The organism is Lysinibacillus sp. FSL M8-0355, from assembly GCF_038008985.1.
GTDB classification, from domain to species: Bacteria; Bacillota; Bacilli; order Bacillales_A; family Planococcaceae; genus Lysinibacillus; species Lysinibacillus fusiformis_D.
This window is the reverse complement of the sequence record NZ_JBBPAI010000001.1, coordinates 2,866,629-2,883,091: the sequence shown is the minus strand read 5'-3', so window position 1 is coordinate 2,883,091 and position 16,463 is coordinate 2,866,629. Positions and strand designations below refer to the sequence as shown.

Genomic DNA, 16,463 nt, shown 5'->3' with positions numbered 1-16,463 from the left:
GTATACATGCGATACAAAACATATGGAGATGTCCATAATCCTCTAATGCTGTTTATTCATGGAGGTGGAGTCGGTGGCTGGATGTGGGAACAACAAGTTCAGCATTTTTCTAATTATCACTGTGTTGTTCCAGAGCTGTTGTCACAAGATGTATTCTCCATTGAGCAGAGTGCCAGAGAGCTTCTCCAGCTTCTAGAAGAAAAGGCGACTGGAAAGCCCGTCATACTGATTGGATTCTCTTTAGGAGCGCAAATCGCTATTCAAATGCTAAGTATAAAGCCTAGTTTAATCGATTTTACCATTATCAATAGTGCACTTGTAATACCTTCTCCAGCTATGGAATGGATGCTTCAACCGTTCATTCGGCTGACATTTCCACTTATAAAAAATAAAACATTTGCGAAACTTCAAGCTAAAGCCCTATACATCAATGATCTTGATTTTGAACGCTATTATCAAGAGAGTGCTACGATGAAAGTAGAGACATTGATTCAAATTTTGAGAGAAAATATGTTGTTTTCCATCCCGCATGATTTTCATAAAGCCCAAGGGAAAATTTTAATAACGGTAGGAGCTAAAGAGAAAAGCATTATGAAAAAATCAGCTAAAGCCCTTGTTCAAAGTCATCCAAATAGTCATGGTGTCATATTGCACAACATTGGTCATGGAGTATCATTAGCCCAACCTACATTTTTCAACCATTTTGTAGAAAATTGGATTAAGAATGGTCAACTACCTGAGGGGACAGTGATTCAATAGGGAGGCTCCATTATGAATATTCAAACTCATAATGGAGTTGACAGGAAAAGTGTATTTAAGCTTGAAAATAATGAGGATATAAATCTTTATGCTGTAACATCCAGTCCTTCATCTCTACAATCATTTCCTCATAGCCAGGGACAACAAAGGAGAAGTCATTTCTAGTATTCATTAATGTTTTATTGACATTAACGAGCCGATGAGGAAGAATTTTTATGTTGCTGTCCATAAAGTGTTTATTCAATAGTTGAAGTAAGTCGTATTTTGAAATATTCGTAGTATTGACGAGATGATAGAGTCCTGTTAAATCTTCTTGGACAGCCCGTTCAATGGCTTTTGCTAATGTAAGTGTAGTTACTCCAGTCCAAATAGCCCCCGTATAACCGTGAATGGGACCTTTTTGTTGCATAAACCAATTGAATAGTCCGATGCCATCGTTTTTTAAATCAGGGCCAATAATCGAGTTACGAAATGTTAAATGCTTGTTGTGCTCAATCTCCCCCAAGCCTTTTGTACGATCATAAAAAGTTTCACCGTCTCCTATGCTAGTTTCATAGTAGGGGGCATTTTTCCCTGAAAATACGCAATCAGTACTTAGATGAATCAGCTTAGTTTGTCGGTTTTCTAGGAGAGAGACAATGGCATGCGGTAAATAACTATTCAGCCAAATGCTTTGTGCAGGATATACCGTACAAGCTTCGTTTAAGACACCAATACAATTAATGACGACATCAAAATCATGATCTACTAACAACGACCGTAAAAATATAGCGTCCATCACATCGCCCATTATATGGTTCCCAGATGGGAAAGGGGTTCTAGCGTAAGTTGTCACATCATGCCCTTGTTCACATAAATAGATGGCAATGGTATGGCCAGCCATGCCAGTAGCGCCGAGCACTAAGAATTTCATGGCGTTCCTCCAGTCCAATAAAGAAGCTCTTCTTGAATAAGCGGTAATGTCAATAATTTTTCTTTGATGTCAGCCACACTTAATTGTTGTGTATTGTTGGAGTTATATTCATCGGTTAATGTAATTTTAGGAGAGCCCTCATCGAGGTATTTTCCATAATTTAAATCCCGATTATCTGCAGGGATTCGATAAAAATTGCCCATATCAACGGCTTTTGCCGATTCTTCTTTTGTACATAATACCTCATACATTTTTTCCCCATGCCGTGTCCCAATAATTTGGATGGCATTGTTTGCCTGAAAAATCTCAAGTAATGCTTGAGCTAAATTGGCTATTGTTGCTGCGGGAGATTTTTGTACCATAATATCTCCATTTTGTGCATGTGAGAAAGCGTACAATACTAATTCAACGGCCTCATCAAGAGTCATCATAAAACGTGTCATGTTTGGATCTGTAATCGTTAACGGCTTTCCAGCTTTTATTTGTTCAATAAATAAGGGAATGACAGAGCCCCGTGAAGCCATAACATTGCCATATCTAGTGCCACAAATGAGCGTATGATGAGGATCAACCATTCGGGATTTAGCGATAAACGTTTTTTCCATCATCGCTTTGGATATTCCCATGGCATTGACAGGGTAGGCTGCTTTATCTGTAGAGAGGCAGATCATTTTCTTGACACCAGCCTGAATGGCAGCTGTTAGGACATGATCGGTTCCTAAAATATTAGTTTTCACAGCTTCTAAAGGGAAAAATTCGCAGGAGGGAACTTGCTTAAGAGCAGCGGCATGGAACACATAGTCCACATTATACATAGCGGTATGGATGCTTTGAATATCACGGACATCTCCGATATAAAATTTGATTTTACTATGCTGATAGAGCTTGCGCATATCATCTTGCTTTTTTTCATCCCTTGAAAAAATACGAATTTCCTTAATATCCGTATTGAGGAATCGCTTTAGTACAGCGTTACCAAAAGAGCCAGTGCCTCCCGTAATCAGTAATATTTTATTTGTAAACATTGTATGGTTCATTACACCTCCTGCATGCTTTTATTTCAATCCTCTTTGGTGTAGATCACATTCTGAGTTTTCTCTAGGATAGTTGTACCAGTAAGCAAATTCGTTTGTATATTTACTTGTCGGATTTTTATCCATGAGGGCACAATTAAAATCCCAATCTCCTGCTATATCTTTGCGTATTGTAAATTTTGCATCCCCAATTAAACTTCTTCGAATGATTTTAAATTGTCCGGGTAAGGAATAGCGATTCGATTCATCTTTAATAAAGGCGAAGCCATTTTTAATGATCATGTTGTAATAGTAAACATCAAATGTGCCATCCACTTGTGCTAATACATTGCGAATAGCTGGCAAGTAGTGGTCATCGCTATCGATGATGGCTATATAGTCTCCTGTCGCCTCTGCAATGCAGCGATTATAAGCAACACTAGCCCCAAGGTTCGTTGGATGCACGATGATTTTTAAAGCTGCACAGTTTTTTTGGTAGTCCTGTAAAATGGCTAATGTATTGTCAGTAGAACCATCATCCACAATGATAATTTCATAGGCATATTCTTTAGGAATACTGTCAAGCATTGTTAAGATCCATTCTTCGCTATTAAACGCAGGTGATAAAAAACTTATCTTCATTTTATCCCTCCATTCTTTATCTAGTAGTAGAGTTCTTCTATGTGACTGAGCAGATTCTTTAATACAATATGCGTGGACATAGAGCTATTGTAGGCAATTGCTTGTTTTAGGAAGTTTTTAAGAGAGACGCTTTTCTGTATACGATTTCTGTTTACTAGAGAACAAGCAGGATAGGGGCAAAAATTTACTAAGGTATGCACGTTTAGCAGGAAGGGTCATAAACTAGCTAGAGCGCTTTTTTAGAAAGAGGGATACAATGTCAAAAAGGATCGCATTTATTTGTAGCGTGGAATCTTATAAACTGTCTGATGCACATATTTTCAAAGATTTGTGTCTCGTGCCTATTTTGCTAGGGGAGGAATTAGGCTATGAAGTAAGTATTGTGACAACAGAGATGAATGAAGCCCTTCTTCAACAAACCTTTCCAACTGTAAAATTTGAGTCCATACCATTTGAGGAGGATTATGTGGCGAATATGAATGCTTATTTAGCCAAGCATGCCAAGGACATTGACATTGCCTTTGCCATAGGGCCGTATCCATCTTATTTAGCCATTTTGAAAACCTATAAGCATTATAATCCGCAAGGAAAAATTTATATGAAGTTAGATGTAAATCGATTTTGGTTACATCGATTAAAATCCTATCCATACTTTTTAGAGCTACTGCAATTATGTGATCTGCTATCCTCCGAATGTGTGTCCATTCAAACCGCTATTCAAGTGTATTCGCAATTAGCGATTAAACATATCCCCAATGGCTTTTATGAGCATTTTCCCACAGCACCTGTGTCCTTTCATGACAAGGAAAATAGAATTTTAGCAGTGGGGCGCTTAGATGCACCAGAGAAGCAAACGATTTTGACAGTCAAAGCCTTTCTAGCTGCCCAGCTTCCAGACTGGGAGCTTCGTTTAGTAGGACCGATGTCTGCCTCCTATCAAGAGGAGCTAAGGCAGTTGCTAGATGGCCATCCAACTGCCGCTCAAGTAACGATGGTAGGGCCTATTTATGATAAGGTGCAATTAGAAGAAGAGTACCGTAAGGCTAAAATTTTTTGTTTAACATCTGTAGTAGAATGCTATGCCCATGTTTTTGCAGAGGCTGCTAAAAATGGCTGCTATATCGTGACTACTGATGTTGATGGGGCTGCCGATATTACAATGCAACAACGCTTCGGTACAATTCATCCGACACATGATTGGGAGGGGATTGGTCGGACATTGCAGCAAGTTGCCACACAGGGATCATTGCTGGCCGATACTTGTGTACAGCTTCAAGCATTTGCTCGAAAGGAATTAAATTGGTGCCATATTGTGAAAAGGGTTGCTGAATATTTAAATGAATAAACAATCCTCTCTCGATTTTGAAGACTATTCTTTTCTTTATACCATTATTTCCTATATAATAAAAACTAGATTCATCATGTTAGACAATCATGGGAAGACACAAGGGGAGACAGGAATGGAAATACGACAAGCGACAATGCATGAACTAGAAGATTTATCAAAACTGTTTGATGAATATCGTCAATTTTATGGGATCGAGCCAGATGTAAGCAGCGCCAAGGCATTTTTACAATTACGATTGGCTTTAAAAGAGTCTGTCATTTTTGTAGCATTGGTAGATGGCAAGATGATTGGATTTACACAATTGTATCCAACATTTTCATCCATCGCTTTACAATGTGCCTATATTTTAAATGATATTTATGTAACAGAAGATGCTAGAGGCCTAGGGGTGGGCAAGGCATTGATGGAAAAGGTTTTTCGATATTGTGAGCAGCAAGGTGCTCGCTATGTCACACTGCAAACGGCGGCTGATAATGTAAATGCACGTAAACTCTATGAAAAGCTTCATATGAAGCAAGATGAATATTGTAATTATGTGAAATATTTTATGTAGGTGGAACTTGCCAGCATCTCGTCTTCGGATGAAGATGCTTTTTTTTTATCAAAACATCCCCTAGATAGCAAATAGTATCTAGGGGATGTTGCTTGATGTTACTTATTTAATTTCAAGTGTATATGGTTGTGTGCTTGCTTTGCCATAATACTCACTGACTTCAATATAGTATTTACCAGCTTGTAGTTCAACTGTACCAACTTCAGTATCGCCAGCTCCGTAAAGATCGAAGGTTTTAACGGTTTTTCCGTTCGCATCAATCACTCGGATCACACCATCTAATGCTTTTTCTGTTTGAAGTGAAAAAACGACATCGCGTTTTTGGACATTATTAAACTCAAAATAGTCCTTATCACCGAAAGGAATACCTGCATTTAAATATTGAGTTGCAACCCATTTATCATCTTTTTTTGTCAGGGCAGATGGTTTTGTTGGTACACCATTCACTAATTCAGAATCTGCATCTTCATCTGCTTGCTGATGGTTGAACATCGTTAAAGTATACGGTTGTACAGACACTTGACCAAGACCCATGCTGTTGACAAGGATAAAATAACCGCGGTCTTTTTTGGCTTTGAAGGATGTATTTACATCTGTTGTTCCACCCATTCCAAGTAATAATTCAAGAATATTATCGCTTAGTCCAAATGGAATTTCTGTTTCCATTTCTTTCGGATCAATTTTCTTATTGCCGTTCGTATCTTCTATAATAGAGCCAGCAAATTTTAACTCTTTTTGAAGCTCTTTTGGTAGTTGAGCTAATTGTTCATTTGTAAATGGGGTAGAAGAAAGAAGCAGACTCATCACTTCATCATTGCCTTCTTGCTTATAGTAGTAATAATCTACATCATCTTGATAAATAAGATGGTCTTTATAAGTCGTACCTGGCTGAACTTTCAGCGCTTTTGCTTCCTCATGATTGTCTGGATTGTAATCTGCTGGAATATCACCGATTTTTTTTGTTTTCAACGTATAAGGTTCAGCAGATCGTTCTCCAGCATTGACAACAGCGACCACATAGGTTTTATCCTTTTTCAATGGGATGACCTTTGCATCATTTTCATTTCCAGTCGAACCAAGCAGTAGTGCTAGTAATCCAAGGTCATTTGTTAAGGAAGAAACAGGGATTAATTCCTTTGCTTCCTCATCATATTCAAATACGGTACCAGCAGGCTTTTGGTTCATCCCTTTGATAAAGCTGAAACTATAAAGGGCATCTTCCTTCGTTTTAAATAAGAAATAATCCTCATCATAGTCTGTTTGGAAATAAGCTTTCTTATTTTCACCAATTTCAAAACGTATAGCCTGTTTTATAATCGGCTCAACATTTTCTATATTCCCTGACGCCGTTGGATTCATTAGCATACCCATTAGGCTGTCAATTTCATTGCGTTTTTTAGTTTTACTTGGTGTAATCGGTAATTGTCCCTCTGGCATTCCTTCTTCTAACATGGCTTCATTTAGCGGTAGCCCATCTTCGTCTGGTGGAAGGGTAACCACTTCACCTTTTAATGTGTAAGGAATCATCGATTCACTAACCGTTTCTTCTTTTTCAATACCACCACTAAAGAACATTTCCATAGAAAACTCACTATTACTGTCATTAGAGACACTTAAAACATATTCCTGATCCGGTACAGCATCGATAATCATGCTAACTGCTTCACCTTTCGCTGTACCATTTGCTGTTTGCATAGGATAGGCTTGTTCTTCCTCGCTGTCATCAATTTTAGCTTGCTCAGCTTCTTCTGGTGGTATCGGCTGAAAGTCTTCCTTAAGATAAAGCTCCATAGAGGCTGTGACACCTGGAATACCCGACAGGTCGAATTGTAATGTCGTTGGTTCTTTTACAGAGAATGTGAAATAATCTTGATCTCGTTGTTGATCTTTTGACAGAAGGGTATAGTTTTTGCCTGCCGTACTATAAGGGAACTTATTTATCGGCGCCATAGTAGATTTATCTAATGTATCAATTGGCAAGCTCTTCGTCGTTTGTGCTGTAAACGTGTAAGTAGATTTGCCTTTTAAGCTATAGCTACCATTATGATCTTTGACAGCAATTAAAAGCGTCCCTTTTTGATCTGCTTTAAATAAATAACCTTCTTTTTTTCCTACGCGAACATCATTGACATGAATTGGCTCTACTTCACCCTTATGATTATTTGGGTAGAAATATAAATCAAAGGCATAATCATATTTGTTTGCACCTTTTAATGTTAGCTGAGCATATTCATTTGCGTCTAAATCGACTTTATACCATTTCTTTTCATCTTGCTGCTCGAAAGCGCCATGTTCGATATTTAACGTATTTTTAGCAAGAACTTTAGCGTTTTGTATGCGTTCTTCTTTCGACTCTGAATAGTGTTTAGGTAGTTTATTTAAATCGAATTGCAATGCTTTGACTGGATCGATTAGTCCATGACCGTAGGTAAGATCATAGCCTTTCGCTCCTAAATCTTGTGCCGTCATTTCCAAAATTGCCTCTATTTCATGCGGCTTTAAATGTGGATATTTTGATTTAAGAAGAGAGGCGACGCCTGCCACTACAGGTGATGCCATGGATGTACCACTGAATTTGACGAAGGATGATCCTTTTTTGTCATCATGAACGGTACTATAAATTTCCTCACCTGGTGCAACAACATCAACGGACGGTCCGTAATTTGAATAGCTTGATAGTTTGTTGCGCTCATTCGTTGAACCTACACTAATAACACCCTCATAAGAAGCAGGGAAGGAGTATTCATCTGTTGATTCATTGCCCGCGGCTGCCACAATTGTAATACCACTGTCAACGGCTTTCTGAACGGCTTCTTTCATCAGTGGAGATTCCCCGTAGCCTCCTAGACTCATATTAATGACGTCAACACCCTGTTCAATAGCATACAAAATGCCTTGTGCAATAATGAAATCATTTGCACCTTCTTTGCCATTAAATACGTCAATGGGTAGTAGCTTCGCTTTCGGATTCACACCGTGTCCGCCTATGCCATTATCTTTAGCTGCGGCGATAATACCAGCTACATGTGTTCCGTGATCACCTGGATAAGTAGTATTCGCTGGTGCTGCTGCATTATAGGGTGGGAGTACTTGAGATTTTAGATCGGGGTGTTTAAAATCTACACCAGAATCAATGACAGCGACTGTCACATCATGCTCACCCGCTAATTCTAGTGCCTTATCCATTTGCAGTAGGTTTAAATGATACATCTCTTGTTTCTTTGGATCGACTTCTGTTTGAAAAGAGCGATACACATAGCTAGGAGATACACTTGTAATGCCATCTTGCTTTAGATAGTAAGCAACTGCTTTTTCTATTGATACGCCTTTATTCAGTTGTACCACATCATAGCCTAATGAAGGAATGGAGCGGATGACTTTGGAGCCAATGTTTTTATGTACATTTTTATCAAGTCCTGAATGCTTGATAACAATTTTATCCTTACTCATCCATTTTTCTTCATTCTGCTCTGTTTGTTTCATACTACTTGCCAGTACATTCTTGGCTTTATGCTGAGGTACTTCAGCAAAGGCAGAAGCAGCTGGAACCATTAGTGTAGCGGATGCTACAATAGCGACTGATTTTTTAAACAAACTTTTCAATTGTTATCTCTCCTTGGTGTTATAAATTAAGTCTCGACTCTATTAATACGGATAAAGATTAGAAAAGTTTCGTAAAGGAGGAAAATTTTTCACTATTTTTTCCTTCGAATTGTCTAAAGTTTTTTGTTTTACAACTAATTAGTAGAAAGCCTCTATTCAGCTGATGGACTTCCAAGTATTGCACGCTTCGTTCTTTTACGTTTATCCAATATGTTTTTGGCATGCCAAACCATCAAAGACATCGCAACGAATTTGACGTATCGCTAACATAAATCGAATCTTTTGATTTCGTAGTAGTTTACTAATTTTTGAATATGAAAGAAAATAAAAAATGATAAAGCCATCGAGAGAGAATTTCTCGATGACTTTTGTCTACAATTGTTCTATTAATTGTTGTAATTCATACTTGGAGCGGGGGGGTGTAATGTTTTCCTGCAATAGCTTCTTTTTTTGTAATGTCATGAACATATCAAAAACCCATGGACGTTCGAGATGTGCACGTTGCAGCAATTCTTCTTCATAAAACAACTCGATCGGGTCTCCGTTATAAATGATATTCCCTGCCTCCATGACAATGATTTGATCCGCCCATTCATAAGCAAGGGGAATGTCATGGGTAGCAAGTAAAATGGTTCTTTCGCCGTCTTCTAATTTACCTAGGTACTGTAGAACTTGGGTAGCATAATAATTGTCAAGGCCTGCTGTTGGCTCATCTAATAAGAGGACAGAGGGCTCCATCGCTAAAACACCTGCCATCGCCACACGCTTTTTCTGACCTACGCTTAGAAAGTGAATAGGTTTTTCGAGTAAATCGCCTATTTCCGTTTGCGCAACAGCCCATGCTATTTTTTCTTCGATTTTTTCGGTAGACCAGCCAAGATTTAGTGGTCCAAATGCGATATCTTGCTTGACAGTACCTGAAAAAAGTTGATGATCCGCATCTTGAAAAACAATGCCAACTTGCTGGCGAAGTGCCTTTAAAGCTTTTCGACTATATTGAAGCTCGTTGCCATCAAAAACAATCGTCCCAGCTGACGGTTGTAAAATACCATTAAGATGCTGAAACAATGTTGATTTTCCAGCGCCATTATGACCAAGGATGGCAATTTTTTTTCCTTTTGGAATGTGTAAAGTAATGTCTGACAATGCCTTCGTACCATCTGCATAGGCATAGGACAAGCGGTTTAGTTCAAAATAGAATGCTGTCATGAGAAGTACCCTCCATATACAATGAGGAATAGGAATAGTGTCGCTATGCCTAGCCAATTTTTCTTGCTATAGGAGCCCATCTCTTGCCAGTAGACGGCTTCGCCACCCCGTGACTGCATGGCATTATTAAGCTCACGACTACGCTGAAACATTTCAGCAAATAGCGCCACAATAAGCATGGATACGGAGCGTAGCCATTGCATTGGAGAATGGTAGCCAAGACGCGCTTGCTGGGCAAGATGTATTCTGTACATGCTTTCTAAAAATATAAAAATAAAACGATAGGTTAGTTCAATAAGCTCAACCAATAAAGAGGGCAGTCGCCATTGTCGGAGCACATAGCAAATCCCTTGTACGGATGTGGTCAAAATTAAAAAGTATAAACAACTACTACTGCCAAGGACAATAAAGAACAATTGTTGGGCGGACAGGGCACTTGCTTTTCCGATGAAAATTGTCCAATTCATCCACGTAAAAGACCACAGATGGGCAGGTAATACATGAGTTGCTGGTGTGATTGACAGCAAGATGGATACAAGACTTGTTAGTAAGAAAAATCCAGGTAGCAATAATAACTTAACATAGTAGGTAAGCGGAATTTTTGCACCTAAAATGATAAAAGCACTCATTACAAAAAATGTAATGAGTGAAAGTCGTTCATCTCTCATGATGAGCGTTACGAGAAGTAGACCAATTGAAAATATCATTTTTTCTAGCGGATGAACGGACGCTAGCTTATTCAGATACGCATACTTATCAATGAGTAACATAACGGGTTAACCTTCTTTATGCTTGCCGCGCATATAGCCGATGAAGTAGCCAATAAAACCAGCTCCAATAGCTGCCTGTAGCACGAATAATAAGCTTTCAATTTCACCACTTGGTGGCTCCCATAAGCTTTCAAACCACGGTTCATATTCTGCATTGATTTCGCCAATGGCTGCTTCTGCCTCTCCATCAGCACCACCAAATTCTGCACCTTTTTGTATAAACAATGGGATGATAGCTAACAGCACAACAATCGCTAATAGTAATAAATTTCGTTTCATCTACTAATGTGCCTCCTTTGTTGAGAAAACACGCAACATTTTTAATTCGCTGACATTGTACTTTTTCAAGAAATTCATCACAATGACCGTTAAAATTCCTTCACTCACCGCTAACGGAATTTGAGTTAAGGCAAAAATACCTGCGAACTTTGTAAACGATGCCATAAAGCCGCCAACCTCTGAAGGGAAGGCTAATGCTAACTGTACAGAAGTCACAACATATGTACCTAAGTCACCAAGCATCGCAGCAAAAAAAACAGCTAGTGAAAATGACAACCCTATTTTTTGAGCCCCTTTAAAGACAAAGTAAGCAATAAATGGGCCTACAATCGCCATAGAGAAGGCGTTCGCTCCTAAAGTGGTAATCCCACCATGTGCTAATAATAAAGATTGGAATAATAAAACAATCGTTCCGATGACACTCATAGCGAGAGGTCCGAATAAAACCGTTCCAAGTCCAACACCAGTTGGGTGGGAGCAACTACCTGTAACCGAAGGGATTTTTAACGCCGACAGCACAAAAGCAAAGGCTCCTGAAAGACCTAAAAGCATTTTGGTTTCAGGGTTTTCTTCAATTGTTTTGCGAATGGAGCGCAATCCTAGAATAATAAATGGGATAGAGATGACCCACCAAAAAATAGCCCATTCGATTGGTAAAAAACCTTCCATGATATGCATGGCAAAGGCACGTTTTGGCACGAGTAAAAAGGCCAATAAAAAATAACTAAGTTTCCACCATGAAAATTTCAAAAGCTTTCCTCCTTACTAATAGATTTTTAGAATGTAGCGTGCGTAAATAAAAAAGCACTTCTCCGTTGTTGGAAAAGTGCATAGCTAAAAAAGCAAATAACATTCTCATCTGCTAAGCCGCACACCTATCCTCGTAGGCTGAAACGATCACATATTTTTCGGCAGGTCTCCTGGCTCTAGTTCAACACTTTATAGGTCTTCCCATCCGTTGGACAGTGACATGTTCTATAAAGCTCCCTAATACAGTGGCGGGACCGCGCCGGACTCAAACCGGCTTCCCTTTTAAGCAAAATGATAAGTATTTTACACCGAAAAAACATTAAGTTGTGAGATTTCACGACAAAGTGTAACATGATTTTCCATAAATATGCTATACTTTTTTAAAAAATATTTTCAATTGAAGGTCAATAGAGAAGATTCTGATAACTACTGAATTGTCATAAATAAGGAGATATTATAATTTTTATACCCGGTCTACACACAAAATTGATAAAATTGTCATAAATTTTTATAGAAATATTGAAATTTTAAAATAATGAGATATGATAGAGACAGTTTTCTATTCTATAAAGAAGATAATAAATTTCATATAAAACGTCGATAAGTGCTCGAATAACTCGAGATAATAGGGAAATTGGTGAAAATCCAATACAGCCCCCGCTACTGTAATAGCTGATGAAATCGCAAAGCCACTGGTGCAAACTTGGGAAGGTGCGATAGTAAAATGAAGCTTAAGTCAGGAAACCTGCTTATTTGATTGTGCATGCAAACTTTTCGGAGGGAGAAGTTGAAGCAAGAGCGAGTACCTGTATTTTATTTTATTCGTTTTTATTTGGCTTCTACAAAACCTTTACTCTTCGTAATTAGAGTAAAGGTTTTTCTTTTTCCAGAAAGCAAATGAGGGGAGACAGAAGATGACAACATGGAATTTAGAGGGGATGAAAACACATCTCTTTATTTGTAATGGTAGTAGCTGCATGAACAAAGGTGGGGAGGAAATTACCCTAGCTATTCGAGAAGAAATACAACAGCAAGCACTTGATCAAGAGATACATACAACAAGAACGCGCTGTAATGGACGATGCAAGGATGCTTGTGTGGTCATCGCCTATCCGCAAGGGAATTGGTATCGTGTACCATCAACAGAGCATGCTAGAACACTTGTACAAGATTTACATCATGAATCCTTATACAAAGAACATGTCTTTACACTTCGTGAAGGTACATTACAGCGTACAGCACAAACGACAGCCATTAAAGGGATCGAAAAGGTGAAAGAGGGGTAACAACATGGCGCAAAAAGGAAAAATTTTCGTAGTGGGCTTTGGACCTGGAGACTTTAAGCATATTACGACACGGGCGGTAGAGGCATTACAACAAAGTGATATGATCATAGGCTACAAAACCTACGTAGAGTTGATTCAGGATTTAGTCAGTGCGAAGTCGATTGTCAGTACTGGAATGACCGAAGAGGTGTCCCGTGCGCAGGAAGCGGTTCGCCAAGCAGAGGCTGGAAGCATTGTCTCAGTCATTTCAAGTGGTGATGCGGGTGTCTATGGTATGGCGGGATTAGTGTATGAGGTATTGATTGAGCTAGGCTGGACAGAAGCAACGGGGATTGAGGTAGAAATTGTCCCTGGTATTTCTGCCATCAATTCATGTGCTAGCTTACTTGGTGCCCCGATTATGCATGATGCCTGTACGATTAGTTTAAGTGACCATCTAACACCATGGAATTTAATTGCCAAGCGCGTCGAGGCAGCCGCTATGGCGGATTTTGTAATCGCTTTATACAACCCAAAAAGCGGTCGCCGAACAAGACAAATTGTCGAAGCACAGCGCATTCTCTTAGAATATCGTTCGCCTGACACACCAGTAGGACTTGTGAAAAGTGCTTACCGCGATCGTCAAGAAGTGACGATGACAACATTAGCCGAAATGCTGGAGCATGACATTGGAATGCTGACGACAGTCATTATTGGTAATTCGTCGACATTTTTCTATGACAATAAAATGATTACACCACGTGGCTATCAACGTAAATATACATTGGGTGAAGAAAAACAACCCTTACGTCCACATCAACGTTTACGTGAAGAAAATGAACCTTGGGCAATGAACCAAGAGACAGGGACTGCACGACAAGACTTTACAGCAGATCCTAATGCAGGGCGTTTTAATAAACCCAGTGTAGCCGCTACGCCAAAGCCAAAAAAAACAGCACTTGAAATGGCTACAGCGGCACTCGCAATGGTGAAAGGAACAAGTGCAGTCAAAGTAACGCCGAAACTTGTACAGCAAAAAATAGAATCCATTTTTGAATTAGCTGTAAGCCCAGGAGTGGTGAATAAGTTTTTCACACCTCAGCAAATGATGACGTTAGCAGAGGTCGTTGGGGAAGAGGGGACGATGGAATATACACCAGACCATCAAATCCATTTGAAAATCCCAACGACTGCCCCTGAACGTATCACGGAGAAATTACAGGAAGTAGGCTTTTTATTAGCGCCGATTGGTGATGTGCTATCCTTGAAGGCTTGTGATTTTTGCTATGGTGAAAAGGCCGATTCGATTCCCTATGCAGAAGAAATACAACAAAAATTAGGTGGAATGTCTTTGCCGAAAACATTAAATATCGGTTTTAACGGCTGTGGTATGGCCTGTTACAGGGCTGTATTTGATGATATTGGTATTGTCTATCGCAAAAGTAAATTTGATGTCTTTATTGGGGCGAAGCCAGTTGGTCGTACGGCCCATGCAGCACAGCCTGTTGTAGAAGGGTTGGAGCCTGAACAACTGATTCCACTAATTACAGATATTATTGAAGAATATAAAGCAAATGCTCACCCAAATGAACGTTTATTTAAATATTTTAAACGTGTGAAAAAGATATTGCATTTTACGTATCAAGATATGTCTTCCAAAATAAAAGTAGAGCCAGCTCCGTGCGGCGACTAGTGAGGAGAAAAGAGATGAAAGCTATTTTATTTGTCGGCCATGGGAGCCGTTTAGCAGCAGGAAATGATGAGGTACGTACATTTATTGAACAAATGACACCGCGTATTGATGCACAATTTTTAGTGGAAACATGTTTCCTAGAATTTGCTTCACCGAACATCGAAGAAGGCATTACGAATTGTGTGAAGAAAGGGGCTACAGAGGTTCATGTAATTCCGATTATTTTACTTCATGCAGGCCATTCAAAGCTGCATATTCCAGCAGAGATCGAGCATGCGCGTGAGCATTATCCGAACATTACATTTACCTATGGTCAAACCATTGGCATTCATGATGAAATATTTGCGATTTTACAAGATCGTCTAGCGGAAATTGGTTTTCATTCAGAACAAGAGCAACAAGATACAGCCATTTTATTGATTGCACGAGGTGGCAGTGATCCATCTGCAAATGGTGATTTTTACAAAATTACACGACTTTTATGGGAAAAATTACCTGTTAAATATGTGGAAAGTGCATTTATGGGCGTAACAGATCCACGTGTTGAAGAAGGTATTGAACGCTGTGTTAAATTAGGTGCGAAAAAAATCATCATGCTCCCATACTTTTTATTCACAGGTATTTTAATGGAACGTATGAATGATATGTGTGTGAAGTTTAATGAACAATATCCAGATTGTACTGTTCAAATTGCCAATTATTTTGGCTACCATGAACGTTTACAAAATGTTTTATTAGAGCGTATTGAACAAGCGATAAATGGTACATCTACAGGCATGCAAGATTTAGAAAATTATCGTGCCTATGCGGCAGTTCATGGACATGCCCATCATCACCATCATCATGATCACGATCATGGACACGACCACCACCATGAAGAGGAGCCAGTAAAATGATTTTCATGTTAGCAGGGACGAGTGATGCAAGGGATCTAGCCCTTGCCCTGCAAAGCGCAGGACATGCGGTAACAGCTACCGTCGTGACTGATTCGGCAGCCTCTAGTCTTGCTGACGTTGGCCTACCACATTTAATAGGTCGACTGACAGCTGAGGAAATGGCAGCCATCATAACAGAGCAAGGCTATCAAATGGTGGTTGATGCCTCTCATCCATTTGCTGAGGAAGCTTCTAAAAATGCAATGGCAGCGGCCGAACAGGCACAAGTTCCTTATATTCGCTATGAGCGTGCCCATGAACACTATGCGCATCCTCTCATTACGATAGTGAAGGATTATGAGGAGGCTGCCCAATTAGCGGCAAAAAAGCGAGGTGTCATCATGCTGACAACAGGCAGCAAAACACTTGCTACTTTTACAAAGGTTTTACAAGGCTTAGAAAATACGAGAGTAATTGCTCGCATGCTTCCACGACTGGACAATATGGAAAAATGTGAGGCACTTGGTGTGGCACAACGAGATATTGTAGCTATTCAAGGTCCGTTTTCAAAGGAATTAAATGAAGCATTGTTTCGTCAATATGGAGTAACTTTGATGATCACCAAAGAAAGCGGTAAAGTTGGCTCAGTTGATGAGAAGCTTGAGGCAGCTCTTGCCTGTCATATTGAAACGATTCTTATTGCAAGACCAACCATTCAATATGGCCAACAATATTCAACATTTGAAGAAATATTACAGGCTGTACAACATACACTTTAGGAGGCATTATCC

General features: G+C 39.3%; 15 protein-coding genes and 2 riboswitches. Of the genes, 7 read left to right on the top strand and 8 right to left on the bottom strand.

What is annotated here, in order from left to right; genetic code table 11:
* Positions 1–6: 6 nt before the first annotated feature.
* On the top strand, positions 7–759 hold the full coding sequence (locus MKY46_RS14010) for an alpha/beta fold hydrolase (RefSeq protein WP_340834547.1): 753 nt from the start codon (positions 7–9) through the stop codon (positions 757–759).
* A 55-nt stretch (positions 760–814) separates the two neighbouring features.
* On the opposite strand, the gene MKY46_RS14005 is transcribed toward MKY46_RS14010, so the two are convergent.
* The 3 genes from MKY46_RS14005 to MKY46_RS13995 are packed head-to-tail and all read right to left on the bottom strand — an operon-like array spanning position 815 to position 3,327.
* Positions 815–1,672, bottom strand: coding sequence for an SDR family oxidoreductase (locus MKY46_RS14005; protein ID WP_058844507.1), 858 nt, complete (start codon positions 1,670–1,672; stop codon positions 815–817).
* Complete coding sequence (locus tag MKY46_RS14000; protein ID WP_058844588.1) at positions 1,669–2,697, bottom strand: polysaccharide biosynthesis protein; 1,029 nt, start codon at positions 2,695–2,697, stop codon at positions 1,669–1,671. Before MKY46_RS14000 ends, MKY46_RS14005 begins: the two co-directional genes overlap by 4 nt.
* A gap of 30 nt (positions 2,698–2,727) precedes the next feature.
* Positions 2,728–3,327, bottom strand: coding sequence for a glycosyltransferase family 2 protein (locus MKY46_RS13995; protein ID WP_036119976.1), 600 nt, complete (start codon positions 3,325–3,327; stop codon positions 2,728–2,730).
* Between the two features lie 256 nt (positions 3,328–3,583).
* Between MKY46_RS13995 and MKY46_RS13990 the strand changes: the two genes are divergently transcribed.
* Entirely contained in the window at positions 3,584–4,672 is a 1,089-nt protein-coding gene (locus tag MKY46_RS13990) for a glycosyltransferase family 4 protein (RefSeq protein WP_340834545.1), read from the top strand.
* Positions 4,673–4,787: 115 nt separating this feature from the next.
* The gene (locus MKY46_RS13985) at positions 4,788–5,228 is read left to right on the top strand and encodes a GNAT family N-acetyltransferase (RefSeq protein WP_089934726.1); all 441 of its coding nucleotides are present in this window, start codon (positions 4,788–4,790) and stop codon (positions 5,226–5,228) included.
* A gap of 102 nt (positions 5,229–5,330) precedes the next feature.
* Here the strand turns inward: MKY46_RS13985 and MKY46_RS13980 are convergent, their stop codons facing one another.
* The 5 genes from MKY46_RS13980 to MKY46_RS13960 form a co-directional block, all read right to left on the bottom strand.
* On the bottom strand, positions 5,331–8,831 hold the full coding sequence (locus MKY46_RS13980; protein WP_089934728.1) for a S8 family peptidase: 3,501 nt from the start codon (positions 8,829–8,831) through the stop codon (positions 5,331–5,333).
* Positions 8,832–9,203: 372 nt separating this feature from the next.
* Complete coding sequence (locus MKY46_RS13975) at positions 9,204–10,040, bottom strand: energy-coupling factor ABC transporter ATP-binding protein (RefSeq protein WP_036119998.1); 837 nt, start codon at positions 10,038–10,040, stop codon at positions 9,204–9,206.
* Positions 10,037–10,810 carry a cobalt ECF transporter T component CbiQ gene (gene cbiQ, locus MKY46_RS13970; RefSeq protein ID WP_036120002.1) on the bottom strand — a complete coding sequence of 258 codons (774 nt, stop codon included), beginning with the start codon at positions 10,808–10,810 and terminating at the stop codon, positions 10,037–10,039. Before cbiQ ends, MKY46_RS13975 begins: the two co-directional genes overlap by 4 nt.
* A 6-nt stretch (positions 10,811–10,816) precedes the next feature.
* Positions 10,817–11,089, bottom strand: a complete 273-nt coding sequence (locus MKY46_RS13965; RefSeq protein WP_058844510.1) for an energy-coupling factor ABC transporter substrate-binding protein — start codon at positions 11,087–11,089, stop codon at positions 10,817–10,819.
* A gap of 3 nt (positions 11,090–11,092) precedes the next feature.
* Complete coding sequence (locus tag MKY46_RS13960; RefSeq protein WP_036120014.1) at positions 11,093–11,839, bottom strand: energy-coupling factor ABC transporter permease; 747 nt, start codon at positions 11,837–11,839, stop codon at positions 11,093–11,095.
* Positions 11,840–11,982: 143 nt separating this feature from the next.
* A riboswitch (cobalamin riboswitch) is annotated at positions 11,983–12,167 on the bottom strand.
* A gap of 257 nt (positions 12,168–12,424) precedes the next feature.
* Positions 12,425–12,606: riboswitch (cobalamin riboswitch) on the top strand.
* Positions 12,607–12,753: 147 nt separating this feature from the next.
* Between MKY46_RS13960 and MKY46_RS13955 the strand changes: the two genes are divergently transcribed.
* Genes MKY46_RS13955 through cobK form a run of 4 tightly spaced genes read left to right on the top strand, consistent with a single transcriptional unit; the run spans position 12,754 to position 16,451 of the window.
* A complete protein-coding gene (locus tag MKY46_RS13955; RefSeq protein WP_340834540.1) occupies positions 12,754–13,125 on the top strand; it encodes a (2Fe-2S) ferredoxin domain-containing protein in 372 nt (123 codons plus the stop codon).
* 4 nt (positions 13,126–13,129) lie between these two features.
* A complete protein-coding gene (gene cobJ / locus MKY46_RS13950; RefSeq protein WP_058844512.1) occupies positions 13,130–14,797 on the top strand; it encodes a precorrin-3B C(17)-methyltransferase in 1,668 nt (555 codons plus the stop codon).
* A gap of 14 nt (positions 14,798–14,811) precedes the next feature.
* Entirely contained in the window at positions 14,812–15,693 is an 882-nt protein-coding gene (locus MKY46_RS13945; RefSeq protein WP_340834537.1) for a sirohydrochlorin chelatase, read from the top strand.
* Positions 15,690–16,451, top strand: a complete 762-nt coding sequence (gene cobK, locus MKY46_RS13940; protein ID WP_089934737.1) for a precorrin-6A reductase — start codon at positions 15,690–15,692, stop codon at positions 16,449–16,451. The genes MKY46_RS13945 and cobK overlap by 4 nt, the downstream gene beginning before the upstream one ends.
* The last annotated feature ends 12 nt before the right edge of the window (positions 16,452–16,463 follow it).

Bases quoted from the DNA above. Each gene is read 5' to 3' on its own strand.
- MKY46_RS14010 (WP_340834547.1), top strand. From the start codon at position 7: ATGCGATACAAAACATATGGAGATGTCCATAATCCTCTAATGCTGTTT.
- MKY46_RS14005 (WP_058844507.1), bottom strand. From the start codon at position 1,672: ATGAAATTCTTAGTGCTCGGCGCTACTGGCATGGCTGGCCATACCATT.
- MKY46_RS14000 (WP_058844588.1), bottom strand. From the start codon at position 2,697: ATGTTTACAAATAAAATATTACTGATTACGGGAGGCACTGGCTCTTTT.
- MKY46_RS13995 (WP_036119976.1), bottom strand. From the start codon at position 3,327: ATGAAGATAAGTTTTTTATCACCTGCGTTTAATAGCGAAGAATGGATC.
- MKY46_RS13990 (WP_340834545.1), top strand. From the start codon at position 3,584: ATGTCAAAAAGGATCGCATTTATTTGTAGCGTGGAATCTTATAAACTG.
- MKY46_RS13985 (WP_089934726.1), top strand. From the start codon at position 4,788: ATGGAAATACGACAAGCGACAATGCATGAACTAGAAGATTTATCAAAA.
- MKY46_RS13975 (WP_036119998.1), bottom strand. From the start codon at position 10,040: ATGACAGCATTCTATTTTGAACTAAACCGCTTGTCCTATGCCTATGCA.
- cbiQ (WP_036120002.1), bottom strand. From the start codon at position 10,810: ATGTTACTCATTGATAAGTATGCGTATCTGAATAAGCTAGCGTCCGTT.
- MKY46_RS13965 (WP_058844510.1), bottom strand. From the start codon at position 11,089: ATGAAACGAAATTTATTACTATTAGCGATTGTTGTGCTGTTAGCTATC.
- MKY46_RS13955 (WP_340834540.1), top strand. From the start codon at position 12,754: ATGACAACATGGAATTTAGAGGGGATGAAAACACATCTCTTTATTTGT.
- cobJ (WP_058844512.1), top strand. From the start codon at position 13,130: ATGGCGCAAAAAGGAAAAATTTTCGTAGTGGGCTTTGGACCTGGAGAC.
- MKY46_RS13945 (WP_340834537.1), top strand. From the start codon at position 14,812: ATGAAAGCTATTTTATTTGTCGGCCATGGGAGCCGTTTAGCAGCAGGA.
- cobK (WP_089934737.1), top strand. From the start codon at position 15,690: ATGATTTTCATGTTAGCAGGGACGAGTGATGCAAGGGATCTAGCCCTT.